This window comes from Winogradskyella sp. A2 (genome assembly GCF_046762865.1).
GTDB lineage: Bacteria > Bacteroidota > Bacteroidia > Flavobacteriales > Flavobacteriaceae > Winogradskyella.
On record NZ_JBKQXM010000002.1, the window covers coordinates 24,872 to 38,029 of the forward strand.

Below are 13,158 nucleotides of genomic sequence, written 5' to 3' on the forward strand. Positions count from 1 at the left end.
TACAAATAGTAGCTAATTTTGTTAATCCCATGTATTTAAACTGTCACACATATTACAGCCTGCGTTACGGCACCATAAAACCTGAACAACTACTTGCCATTGCTTCAGAAAATGGCGTGCAAACTTTAGCGCTTACAGATATTAATACCACCTCAGCTTGTTTAGATATTGTTCGTTTATCTAAAAAATATAAGGTAAAACCGGTTCTTGGTGTAGACTTTAGAAACAAGGCATATCAAGAGTTTATTTTAATTGCAAAAAACAACCAAGGTTTTCAGAATATAAATGATTATCTGTCTAAATTTCTACATAATCACGATTTAAAAATCCCTGAACGGCCCGAAGTTATTTTAAAGGATTGTTTTGTAGTATACCCTTACCAAAAAGGGAAAGATTTTAAGCTAAAACCTAATGAGTTTTTAGGCATTGCACCCAAAGACCTCAACCAACTAAAATTCTCTAAATGGAATAAGCATCGCGAAAAATTAGTGGTCCTTAAAACAGTGTCTTTTCAAAATAAAAAAGGGTTTAACACACATCGTTTATTGCGTGCTATTGATAATAATACTTTATTGAGTAAGCTTCCTAAATCTGAAGAAGGTAATGAAGACGACAAAATGTTGCCTTATGATGAACTATGTGGAATGTATAATGAATTTCCTAGTCTCATCAGCAACACAGAACAATTACTTGATGATTGCTCAATTTCATTTGATTTTGAAAATCCTATTCCAAAAAATCAACGGTTCCTCTCAGAAAATGCCGATTCTGATTATCAGCTTTTAGAAAAACTAACCTATGAAGGTATTCCCTACCGCTATGGAAACAGTGTGGATTCTAAAATATATAACCGTATAGAAAAAGAGTTGAGTATCATAAAGCAAAAAGGCTTTGTGTCTTACTTTTTAATCAACTGGAAGATCTTAGAATATGCGCGTAGTAAAGACTATTACTATGTGGGTCGTGGTAGTGGCGCTAATAGTATCATCGCATACTTACTGCGCATTACAGATGTAGACCCTATTGAGCTCGACTTGTACTTTGAGCGCTTTATTAATCTATTTAGACAAAACCCACCAGATTTTGATATTGATTTCTCATGGAAAGATAGAGACGATATCACCAGATTCATCTTTAAAACCTTTAAGTATACAGCACTTATAACAGTGTACAACACCTTTAAGTTTAGAGCTTCTGTTAGAGAATTAGGAAAGGTATTTGGATTACCAAAGTCTGAAATGGATATGCTAACAAGAGGAAGATTTAATATCAAACAGCTTGATAGATTATCATTATTTGTGCTTAAATACAGCCAATATATTGAAGGATTCCCTAACTATTTGGGTATACATGCAGGCGGTATTTTAATTTCCGAAAAACCTATTCACTATTATGGTGCTACGTTTATGCCACCAAAAGGGTTTCCTACCACACAATTTGATATGGTTGTGGCAGAAGATATTGGCCTGTATAAGTTCGATATTTTAAGTCAACGCGGTCTAGGCAAAATAAAAGACACTGTAGAAATTATTAATGAAAACTATCAGAACCAACCACCTGTAGATATTCATGATATTAAACGTTTCAAAGAAGACGAACGCATAAAATACTTACTCAAAAATGCCAAAGCCATCGGTTGCTTTTATGTGGAATCACCTGCTATGCGTATGCTTTTAAAAAAACTTCGCGTAGACGATTACCTTGGTTTAGTGGCCGCAAGTTCTGTGATTAGACCTGGTGTTTCAAAATCTGGTATGATGCGCCAGTACATTTTGCGCTGTCGTCACCCAGAAAAAAGAAAGGATGCACCTGCTGTATTATTAGATATTATGCCAGAAACCTATGGTGTTATGGTGTATCAGGAAGATGTAATTAAAGTAGCGCATTATTTTGGCGGACTCACACTTGGCGAAGCAGATATGTTGCGTCGTGGTATGTCTGGTAAGTTTAGATCTAGAGCAGAATTCTTAAAAGTAAAACAGCAGTTTTTCGACAATTGTAAAAACGATGGCAAATCTTTAGAACTTACTGCAGAAATATGGCGACAGATTGAAAGTTTTGCTGGTTATGCTTTTGCCAAAGGGCACTCAGCATCTTACGCTGTAGAAAGCTATCAAAGTCTCTTTTTAAAAGCCTACTATCCGCTGGAATACATGACAGCTACCATTAATAATTTTGGTGGATTTTACAGTACAGAACTCTATGTTCATGAAGCCAGAATGCATAATGGCAGTATTGAATCGCCATGTATTAACAACTCTTACAATCAAGCTATAATTAGAGGCAATACTATTTATCTAGGATTTATGTTTTTACAATCTTTTGAGTCTAGAACTACAGAGCGAATCCTTATAGAACGCAAACATAATGGTAAGTTTAAATCCCTTGACGATTTTATAGAACGGGTTCCTATTTCCATAGAACAGATTAGCATCTTGATAAAGATCAACGCGTTTCGATTTACAAATATTAATAAGCGAGAACTCTTATGGGAAGCACACCTAAAGATTAGCAAAACTGTAATACAAGAACATGTTGTTACCTTGTTTAAAACAAGACGTATTAACTATAATACACCAGAATTACCAAGTACAGCATTAGAAAACGCTTTTGATGAAATTGAACTGTTGGGTTTTCCATTGTGCAATCCATTTCATTTGTTAGAAGTACCATCAACAAGTAAACTACGCGCCAAACATTTAGAACAACTTGAAGGTAAATATGTGAAAATTGAAGGTTATCTGGTCACCACTAAAAATACAAGTACATCAAAGGGTAAACGTATGTATTTCGGTACATTTTTAGACAGAGATGGTGATTTTATAGATACCGTTCATTTTCCGCCTATTGCCAGTAAATATCCTTTTAGAGGAAAAGGTGTTTATGAAATTACTGGTAAGGTAATGATAGAGTTTGATTGTGTATCTATTGAAGTTTCCAAGTTTGAACGCTTAGCTGTTATTGAAGATCCGCGCTATTCAATAAATTCATCTAACCCAACATTTCAACGAAAGAAAAGTTTTAAAGATCTAAAAGCACAATATGAACACTAATCGCTCTATAGTACATATGGATTTAGACACTTTTTTTGTGTCTTGCGAACGCTTATTAGATAGTAGCCTAAACGGAAAGCCTGTACTCATTGGTGGCACTAGTGACAGAGGTGTTGTAGCGTCTTGTAGTTACGAAGCACGAAAATTTGGTATACACTCTGCAATGCCAATGCGTATGGCAAGACAACTATGCCCAGAAGCTATTATACTTAGAGGCAACTCTGGTATTTATACCAAGTTTTCTCAAAATGTTACTGAAGTAATTAAAGAAAGCGTACCGCTTTACGAAAAAACCTCTGTTGATGAGTTTTATATAGACCTCACCGGAATGGATAAGTTTTTTGGTTGCCACAAACTAGCTTCAGAGTTGCGCCAACGCATTATTAAAGAAACAGGATTACCTATTTCTTTTGGTTTATCGCTTAATAAAACCGTTTCAAAAATTGCAACAGGTGAAGCAAAACCTAACAATGAAATTAGAATTCTTTCAGGTACCGAAAAACCATTTTTGGCACCACTATCAGTAAAAAAAATCCCAATGGTTGGTAATGTTACCTACAAAGCATTATGCGATCTAGGTGTAAAACGTATTAAAACCGTACAAGACATGCCTATGGAATTAATGCATAAGGTGTTGGGCAAAAATGGTTTATCCATCTGGAAAAAAGCCAATGGCATAGACAACAGTCCTGTGATACAATATCACGAACGTAAATCCATATCTACAGAACGTACTTTTGGGCAAGATACAACCAATGTTCACAAACTAAAAGGCTTGGTTATTGCCATGGCAGAAAATTTAGCCTATCAATTACGTCGTGGTAATAAATTAACCGCTTGTGTTACGTTTAAGATTCGGTATTCCGATTTTCAGACCTACACACAGCAAAAGCGTATACCATATAGTGCTATGGACCACAACATTATTCCTGTTGTTTTGGACCTATTTAATAAACTATATAATCGTAGATTATTAGTACGTTTAATAGGCGTACGTTTTAGCCACTTGGTAGAAGGTGGTCATCAAATAAATATATTTGAAGACAATGAGATGCAACTTAACCTCAGTAAAGCTATGGATAAAATGCGCGAGCGCTATGGCGATAGAGCCGTAATGAGCGCTGCAGGTATGGAAGCTAAAACCATTAGCCGTTGGAATCCTTTTACAGGTGAGCCACCACCTCTATTAGCAAATAGGCATCAATAATTAGGAAAATTACTATCTTAGAATCATGTGTTACTCTACGGCTTTACGAAAAGAACGTGAAAAGATTGAAAAGGAACTGCACAATCAAATTACTGTGAAATTTGATCCAAGCTCAACCTATAAACCTTATTACCATCTTAATGGGTTTACACACGGAAATCTTCAAATCATAAAAATGGATGAACCCAATACCATCCATGACGCAAGTTGGGGAATTATACCAGATTGGGCATTACACGACCCTGAAGCGTTTAGAAAAAAGAGCAACACTTTGAATGCACGTTCAGAATCTATTTTTGATAAAGCATCATTTAGAAATAGCGCAGAAGATAAACGTTGTTTAATATTAGCAGATGGGTTTTACGAACCTCATCACGAAAACGGTAAAGCGATACCTTATTTCTGCTACCAACCCTCAAATGAAAATCCTAAAGGTGATGTGTTTCTTTTTGCTGGACTTTATAATGAAATAGACGAAACCACATTAAGCGCAACCATACTCACAACAGACGCTAACGATTTTTTCATGGAAGTACATAATAAAGGTAAGCGTATGCCATTAGTTTTAGACCCTCACTATTTTGAAGACTGGTTAGATGAAGGTTTGAGTATACCAGAAGTAAATGAACTCATGGCAGTTGGTAGGACCAGTAAACCATTTTCCGCACATCCTGTAAGTAGTGATTTATACAAAAGGAATATAGACACTAACCAACCTTATATTGTACAGCCTGTGCAAAAGGACACCCTTTTTTGATTAAACCTCAATATATTCTAAAATATCACTTGGCTGACAGTCTAAGGCCTTACAGATTGCTTCTAATGTCGAAAACCGAATAGCCTTGGCTTTACCAGATTTTAAGATTGACATATTAGCTGTAGTGATACCAATAATCTCAGCAAGTTCTTTACTCTTCATACCACGCTTAACAAGCATTTTATCTAAGTTTACAACTATAGGCATGGTTATATGGTTAAATCGTTTTCTTCTTCTACTTGTTTACCCTTTTCAAAAATTTCTGCTAATATATAGAAGGCCAAACCAGCAGGAATTAAAAATGTAAATTCTGTCTTGAGCTCATTAAGAAAGTTAAATGTAGTACCTCCAATTGAGGCTAATAAATACCTTAGTATAAGAATATTTACAGTGTACCATATGAAAATATTTCCAATCTTTCTGAAGTACTGTATGTTCAAATCACTAAAATAATTACCACTTTCAACTTCTTTTAATATGGATAAGAAATAACTGAAAGCGTAAATTAAATAACCTCTCCAAAAGAAAAGTGCCGCACTTATAGCATAATAGCTCCATTCAATTGCATTTTTAGATGTAAACCAAGATTCATTTTTATCGGCTGTTTTTGCCCAATTTTGAAATCTTTCAAATTGGTTAAAATCAAATTCACGCATATCGTTTAAAAGAACCGAAATTGCACCTAGTAAAACAGCATAGGTTATAACTGTTAATAATGTTGTATTATCTTTCATAAATTATTGTTTTACGATAACAAATATACAATAATTATTGATAAACAATAATTTTTTTGAATTTTTACTGTAATACAAATATTATCTTTGTACTATGAAAGACACCTTTGTAACTATAGCTCGTTACCAATACTCTTCTGAAGCCCAAATCATAAAAGGACGCCTTGAAGCAGATGGCATTGAGGTATTCTTAAGAGATAATATTACTATAGACACTGATCCACTAGTAAGTCAAGCCATTGGAGGTGTTAAACTAAAAGTACTGGCAAAAGATGAAAAAGTGGCTCGAGAAATACTCGAATCTATTAAATCATATTCTTTAGACGACGATGGCAATCTTGTAAAATGCCCAAATTGTCATACCAAACAAGTAGGATTATATTCTACCATTTCAGATTTCAAATCCTTGATTTCATTTATAATTGGTTTTGTCTCAGGCACATTACCATTTACTGCAAGATATCAATACAAATGTGAGGCTTGTGAAACTAGTTTTCCTGTAAAATAATTCTACCTTTGCGGCAACAAACTAACTAATAAAATGGGCTTAAATAAGAAACTATTACTGGTAGTATTAGCACTCTCGGCAATTTATAATATTGATGCACAAACAATACCACAACAAGATCTTGATTCTATTACCTTAACCTCTACTAGAATTGATATTCCTTTTAAAGAAAATTCCAGAACAGTAAATATCATAACTTCAGCAGACATTAAAAATAGTGCCGCAGTAAATGTTGCTGATTTACTTCAACAAGTAGCTGGAGTAGATATAAGAAGACGTGGTACAGGAGGTAGCCAAGCCGATTTATTTATAAGAGGTGGTGGTTTTGACCAAACTCTACTTTTAATAGATGGTATTAAAATGGACGATGCACAGACTGGACACCATACAATGAATGCGGCTTTACCAATAGAAGTGATTGAACGTATTGAAATTATAAAAGGCCCAGCCGCTAGAGTGTTTGGCCAAAATGCCTTTACTGGAGCCATTAATATTGTTACTAAGAAAAAATTAGACAATACGGTATCAACTAACGTAGAAGCTGGTTCATTTGGTCAACTTAACGGGAATGTTACCGTTGGTTTAGAGCAAGATAATGCGTCTCATATTGTACACTTCGGAAGGGTAACTTCAGCAGGATATAGAAATAATTCTGACTACGATAATTCAAATTATTTTGTAAAAAGTACCTTTAATAAAGACAAGCAAGCCATAGAAATGATTGCTACCTTTATGGAACGAAAGTTTGGTGCTGAAAATTTCTACACTACCAACTCTACTTTTAACGAATATGAGGAAACTCAAAATAGCTTAATTGCATTTACAACCACTTTTAGAAAGAACAATTTTAAAATTCGGCCTAGAATTTATTGGAAGCGTAATCAGGATATATTCTTATTAAGACGTTTTGAACCTGAATTCTATAGAAATTTTCATATTTCTGATAAAATCGGTGCAGAAGCAAATGCTTCCTATAATTCAAAATTAGGTGTCACGGGCTTTGGTGTTGATATATCAAAAATATATTTACGGAGTAATAATTTAGGCAACAGAAACAGATTTATGGCGACAGTTTTCTTAGAGCATAAATTCAATCTAGCAGATAACAAATTAGATATAACACCAGGTGTTGCGATGACTTACTTCTCGGATTTTGATTTTAACGCATTTCCTGGGATTGACATTGGTTACTCTATATCCGATGACTTAAGGTTATACGGAAATATTGGTTATACATACAGAATACCAACTTATACAGATTTATACTATAGTGATCCTGCAACTTCTGGTAATCCAGATTTAGAACCAGAAGAAGCTTTTGCTCAAGAATTGGGTCTTAAGTACTTTTCGTCAAAATTCTCAGCTTCTGTAGCAGTTTTTAATAGAGATGCGGACAACTTAATTGATTATATAAGGCCTAATACAACGGATGGTGTTTTTACAGCCACAAATATTAGAGAAGTAAATACAAAAGGTGTGGAATTTGACGCATCATACAATTTTAAATTAAATGGATTTAATCAAACACTGGCATTTGGATATTCGTTTTTAGAAGATGATATTTTAGACCAAAATCCTGAATTATCACGTTACTCATTAAATACCTTAAAACATCAATATATTACAAGATTAAGTACACAACTATTTAAAAACGTGCGTCAAAATATAGTTTACAAATACGCAGAACGTACCACAGGGCAAACTTATAATGTTTGGGATGCCTCTTTAGTAATGCGATTAAGACAAATGGAATTCACTGTTACGGCGAGTAATATATTTAATGCAGACTATATTGAGACTGGTTTTGTACCTATGCCACCAAGTAATGTTTTGTTTGGGTTTAGGTATAATTTTAATTAACCTCCCATTAAAATCCACAATAGTCAGTTGGTATATCTAGTTATATTCGACACATGGAAAAAATTATACTAAGCCGAAAGCTCCCAATCTGGAAAATTATTCTTGGAAGTCTTGCACTAGTATTAGGTGTTATTTCATTGTTTTCTAGTTTTAAAGGATTCTTGTTAATTGGAATGGGTGTGTTTATTCTGCTGACTGAAGGGTCAGAATTTGATTTTAAAAAGGGATTATACAGAAAAACAAAATCAATATTAGGTGTTTCTTTAGGTTCATGGAAACCTATTCCCGAAATTGAATATGTATCCGTATTTAAAACAAACGAAAACACCACCTTACGATCTAGAACTGCAGAAGCCAATGTGTCTAAAGAAATTATAAGACTCAATTTATTCTATGATACAAACAAGAAAATTGAAGCTTATTCTACCTATGTCAAAGAAGATGCTTTTAAAAAAGCACATGAAATAGCCAATTTTCTCAATATTGGTATTCTTGACGCTACAGAAAGAGAATCAAAATGGCTTTAAGCAATAAAATTCGAAAATGTAATATTATAGTTTTAGGAACGTTTTATTAACTTTGATTTTTAAATGTGTTCAAAGTTGAAATTAGACCTACAACAAATTCCTCGTGTTGAAACCATTTCCAAAGAGGATTTTTTGAAAAACTACTTCAAACCACAAAAACCAGTGGTTATTGAGCGTTTCATAGAAGATTGGCCAGCATATTCTAAATGGAGTTTAGACTACATGAAGGAAGTGGCTGGAGAAAAAACTGTTCCATTATATGATGATAGACCTGTAGATTACAATGATGGTTTTAATGAAGCTCATGCTACTATGAAAATGAGTGAATATATTGATCTATTAAAGCGAGAACCGACTAAATTTAGAATCTTCCTTTGGAATATTTTAAAGGAAGTACCACAACTTCAAAAAGATTTTAAATTTCCAGATTTTGGACTTCGATTAATGAAAGGTTTACCAATGCTTTTTTTTGGTGGTACAGACTCCTTTACTTTTATGCACTACGATATTGATTTGGCCAACATTTTTCATTTTCATTTTGAAGGAAAAAAACAATGCATATTATTTAATCAAAGTCAGAATAAATATTTATATAAAATTCCTCATTCATTAATAACACGAGAAGATATTGACTGGGCCAATCCTGATTTTGAAAAATGGCCTGCATTAAAAAATGTTGAGGGCTATATTTGTGATCTTAAGCATGGTGAAGTCCTATATATGCCCGAAGGTTACTGGCACTATATGCGTTATATAACACCAGGATTCTCAATGAGTCTAAGGGCTATTGCCAGGAATCCAAAAAATCTAGGTAAAGCACTCTACAACGTCTTTTTGATGCGTAATTATGATAATGTTATGCGTCGTTTTAAAGGACAAAAATGGATTGATTGGAAAAACGAAAAAGCGATTGAAAATACAAATCGTTTTATTTAGCAATTAATATGCTAATTCATAGGGATTTGTATATTTGCCAACGATTTAAAATAACTTACTTATGAAAAAAATAGTTTTAATAATTGCACTTATCTCATTCGGATTCGGAAATTCTCAAGCTTTCAAAGGCAAAGATGACAGTAAATTTCAAGTTGGCGCAAACTTTCAGAGCAATGGAACAGGTTTAAATGCTTCTTATGATTACGGAATTGGTGAAAACATTTCTCTTGGACTTTCTTCTACCTATTTACTAGGTGTTGAAGATAAATTAGATGCAGACTTTAAAGATCGTTTTGATGTTAGAGCACGTTTTAATGCTAACATTGGAAATGTACTAGCAATCGATGAAAATTTTGATGTTTACCCTGGTTTAAGCTTTGGTCTTAAAAATTTTGGTGGCCATTTAGGTATGCGCTATTTCTTTACAGATGGTTTTGGTTTATATACTGAATTAAATACACCATTTGCTAAATATAGCACTGACGACTTAACTCCTGCAGAAGAGTTACATAATCAATTCACGATTAACATCGGAGCTTCTTTCAACTTGTAAAATGAATTTATAAAAATTTAAAAAGCCTTTTCAAAATTTTGAAAAGGCTTTTTTATACATATTCATTAAGCTTTTCATAGATAAGATGAGATTCCCATCCACGATACAAGAGATAATCGGCTACTTTTTTTCGTTTTTTGTACTTATTATTTTCTTTAACTTGTGCTATTCGCTTTTTCACAAGTGCATCAAGAGTATTACGATAATCATCTTCATTAATTTCTTTAAGCGCTATATCTATACTATATTTTGAAATTTCTCTAAATTTCAGTTCTCGTTTCAATCTATTTTTACCCCACTTTTTAATCCTAAATTTACCTCTTACAAAGGTCTTTGCAAAACGTTCTTCATTTAAATAATTGTGCTCAATTAAATGTACAATTATAGTGTCAATTACTTGAGGTATCATATTCATTGACACTAATTTAGATCTTACTTCCTTGTGGCAACGTTCTTGATATGCGCAAAAATTCTCCATCTTTTTCTGCGCTTCGTCGACCGAATATGTTTTTTGTAGATTCAAACCTTAAAAATAAGCCATTTTTATAATTTAATTTGCATATTTACAATGGTATATAAATACTATAGTACCCAAATTTAAATATCACCCTCATGTTAAAAAATTACCTATCCCTCGCATTTTCCTTAATTCTATTCGGAATTACATTTGGACAAGTTAAAATTGCAGAAGTCAATTTTGAAGTCCCAGGAGGTTATACAACAAGTATTACTGAATTTACAGATATAGTTCCAAGTACTGGATTTGACTACTTCCTTAGAACAAATGGTTCTGATATAGGTACATCAGTCAACTTTAATAACATTCAAGGCAACTATTATTTTGCAGCTCAAGATATTGATGGTGAAGGTGCTACTCCTCCATTCACCTTAGATATTGATGATATTGATATAAGTGGCTTTGAAAATTTAGAATTCAGAGTTTACTTAGCAGAAGATGACGCAAATGATGGAAATGAAGACTGGGATAGTAATGAATACATTCATTTTAATTATGATATGGATAATTCAGGTACATATACTAATCTTCTCTGGTTAGAATCTGATCAAGCAACAGGTTTCAATCGCCCACTATTTGAAGACACTGACTTTAATAATGTTGGTGATGGAACTGAAATAACAGACACATTCACTCAATTTACCAAATCAATTGCTTTAACTGGCTCTTTATTAGATATTGAAATTGTTTTTAACATGAATGCAGGCGATGAAGATATCGCAATTGACAATATTGAAATTTGGGGAACCTACTCTGCATGTTCTACAACGACCACATGGACCAATACTGGTTGGGATAATGGTGCGCCAGACATTAATACTTCTGTCATTTTGGACTTTGATTATAATACAACTGCATTTGGTAACATAACCGCTTGCGATTTAACCATAAATGCTGGGAACACTCTAAGAATTACGGATAACTCTTTTGTCAATGTAAAAAATGAAATTACAACCGATGGAGACATAATCCTTGAATCTCAAGGTGCAATAGTTCAAAAAAATGATGCTAGTGTTAATGCCACGACTGGTACTATAACCGTACAAAAAGAAACTTCTATTTTAAATGGCTCACTAGACTACACCTATTGGAGTTCTCCCGTAACTGGTGAAACCATCGAAAATGCATTTGCCATAGTTCCAAACAATAGACGATACTATTTTGTTGCGAATAATTTTATAGACATACTTGAAGAAGTTGATAATACAGGAGTATATAACCCTGGGCAAGATGATATAGATGATGATGCCAACGCATGGCAACTGGCTTCTGGAGTAATGACACCTGGAGTAGGTTACGCAGCTACACCAAGTCCATTCGGCCCATTCCCTGCAGCTCAACAATTTACTTTCGTAGGACCATTAAATAACGGAGTTTACCAACCTGCAATTGTAAATAATTCTGGTGGTGCTTATAATGATTGGAACTTTATTGGGAATCCATATCCAAGTGCGATTGATACCAATAAATTCTTTTCAACAAATGCTGGTATAGTGGATAATATCTATTTATGGAGCCAAGCCACACCATTAAATGCAAATGCACAAGGTAATGAAGGATTTAATTTTTCTGGTGCAGACTACGCCGTAATTTCAGCCAGTGGAGTAAATACAGCTGGTGGTTCTGGTGTAATTCCTAACGATTATATTCCATCAGGCCAAGGATTTTTTGTTGAAGCATTAGGTGGAACAAACGTTACCTTTAATAATTCAATGCGCGATATTGGTAATAATACTCAATTTTTTCGAACAACTAATCCAAGTTCAACGTCATCAAATAGAGATGTGATTTGGGTAAATCTAACCTCGGATAACGGTGTATTTAATCAAATTGCAGTTGCGCACTTGATTGGTGCAACAGACGGAAACGATGGTACTTTTTATGACGTAAAACGTAATGCATCATCTCAAAGTTATGCACGTTTATATTCTACTATAGAAAATAGCGAAGATGAGTTTGTAATTCAAGGTAAAAACTATAATAGTTTAGATATAAATGAAATAATTGATCTTGGTTTTAATACAAGTATTGATTCACCGACATTATTCACTATTTCAATTGCCCAGTTCGAAGGTGAATTTTATGCAGATAACAACATCTACTTAATAGATAATTTATTGAGCAACATTCACAACCTTAAGGAATCTGATTATACATTTACTTCTGAAATCGGTGAATTTAATGATAGATTCAAAATTGTTTTTAGTGCCGATGCTTTATCTCTAAACGAAAATATTATTGATGAAAATGCACTGTTAATTACTGAGTTGTCAAACGGCAATGTTCGGTTTTCAGTCAATTCAAATCATTTCATTACAAATGTTCAAATTATAGACCTAGTTGGCAGAACTGTTTATAATCTTAAGGGTGAGGATTCATCTGAAACTTATAATCTAGATAATTTAGATAAATCAGTTTATATAGCTAGAGTAACATTGTCTAACGGACAAACAATATCGAAGAAAGCTATTAAGAGATTATAGAAATATTAAAAAAAAGAAAAAGC

At 33.5% G+C, this 13,158-nt stretch carries 12 protein-coding genes; 9 read left to right on the forward strand and 3 right to left on the reverse strand.

Annotation, left to right across the window (positions count from 1 at the left end; translation table 11 throughout):
* Positions 1-29: 29 nt before the first annotated feature.
* The 3 genes from ACFWV9_RS03265 to ACFWV9_RS03275 are packed head-to-tail and all read left to right on the forward strand — an operon-like array spanning position 30 to position 5,017.
* A complete protein-coding gene (locus ACFWV9_RS03265; protein WP_411893806.1) occupies positions 30-3,053 on the forward strand; it encodes a DNA polymerase III subunit alpha in 3,024 nt (1,007 codons plus the stop codon).
* Entirely contained in the window at positions 3,043-4,260 is a 1,218-nt protein-coding gene (dinB, locus tag ACFWV9_RS03270; protein WP_411893807.1) for a DNA polymerase IV, read from the forward strand. The genes ACFWV9_RS03265 and dinB overlap by 11 nt, the downstream gene beginning before the upstream one ends.
* A 25-nt stretch (positions 4,261-4,285) precedes the next feature.
* On the forward strand, positions 4,286-5,017 hold the full coding sequence (locus tag ACFWV9_RS03275) for an SOS response-associated peptidase (protein ID WP_411893808.1): 732 nt from the start codon (positions 4,286-4,288) through the stop codon (positions 5,015-5,017).
* Here ACFWV9_RS03275 and ACFWV9_RS03280 read toward each other — a convergent pair whose 3' ends face one another.
* Entirely contained in the window at positions 5,018-5,224 is a 207-nt protein-coding gene (locus ACFWV9_RS03280) for a helix-turn-helix domain-containing protein (protein ID WP_411893809.1), read from the reverse strand.
* Between the two features lie 2 nt (positions 5,225-5,226).
* Entirely contained in the window at positions 5,227-5,751 is a 525-nt protein-coding gene (locus ACFWV9_RS03285; protein WP_411893810.1) for a DUF2975 domain-containing protein, read from the reverse strand.
* A gap of 94 nt (positions 5,752-5,845) precedes the next feature.
* Here ACFWV9_RS03285 and ACFWV9_RS03290 point away from each other — a divergent pair, with 94 nt between their 5' ends.
* The 5 genes from ACFWV9_RS03290 to ACFWV9_RS03310 all read left to right on the forward strand — a co-directional run bounded on the left by ACFWV9_RS03290 (position 5,846) and on the right by ACFWV9_RS03310 (position 10,135).
* Positions 5,846-6,259, forward strand: coding sequence for a DUF2007 domain-containing protein (locus ACFWV9_RS03290; RefSeq protein WP_411893811.1), 414 nt, complete (start codon positions 5,846-5,848; stop codon positions 6,257-6,259).
* 33 nt (positions 6,260-6,292) lie between these two features.
* Positions 6,293-8,119, forward strand: coding sequence for a TonB-dependent receptor plug domain-containing protein (locus tag ACFWV9_RS03295; RefSeq protein ID WP_411893812.1), 1,827 nt, complete (start codon positions 6,293-6,295; stop codon positions 8,117-8,119).
* 53 nt (positions 8,120-8,172) lie between these two features.
* Positions 8,173-8,646, forward strand: a complete 474-nt coding sequence (locus ACFWV9_RS03300; protein ID WP_411893813.1) for a hypothetical protein — start codon at positions 8,173-8,175, stop codon at positions 8,644-8,646.
* A gap of 75 nt (positions 8,647-8,721) precedes the next feature.
* Complete coding sequence (locus ACFWV9_RS03305; protein ID WP_411893814.1) at positions 8,722-9,582, forward strand: cupin-like domain-containing protein; 861 nt, start codon at positions 8,722-8,724, stop codon at positions 9,580-9,582.
* A 61-nt stretch (positions 9,583-9,643) separates the two neighbouring features.
* Entirely contained in the window at positions 9,644-10,135 is a 492-nt protein-coding gene (locus ACFWV9_RS03310; protein WP_411893815.1) for a DUF6646 family protein, read from the forward strand.
* Positions 10,136-10,187: 52 nt separating this feature from the next.
* Here ACFWV9_RS03310 and ACFWV9_RS03315 read toward each other — a convergent pair whose 3' ends face one another.
* Positions 10,188-10,613 carry a regulatory protein RecX gene (locus tag ACFWV9_RS03315; RefSeq protein WP_411893816.1) on the reverse strand — a complete coding sequence of 142 codons (426 nt, stop codon included), beginning with the start codon at positions 10,611-10,613 and terminating at the stop codon, positions 10,188-10,190.
* Between the two features lie 134 nt (positions 10,614-10,747).
* On the opposite strand from ACFWV9_RS03315, the gene ACFWV9_RS03320 reads away from it, so the two are divergent.
* Positions 10,748-13,135 (forward strand): T9SS type A sorting domain-containing protein, encoded by a 2,388-nt coding sequence (locus tag ACFWV9_RS03320; protein ID WP_411893817.1) that lies wholly within the window; start codon positions 10,748-10,750, stop codon positions 13,133-13,135.
* Positions 13,136-13,158: the final 23 nt, after the last annotated feature.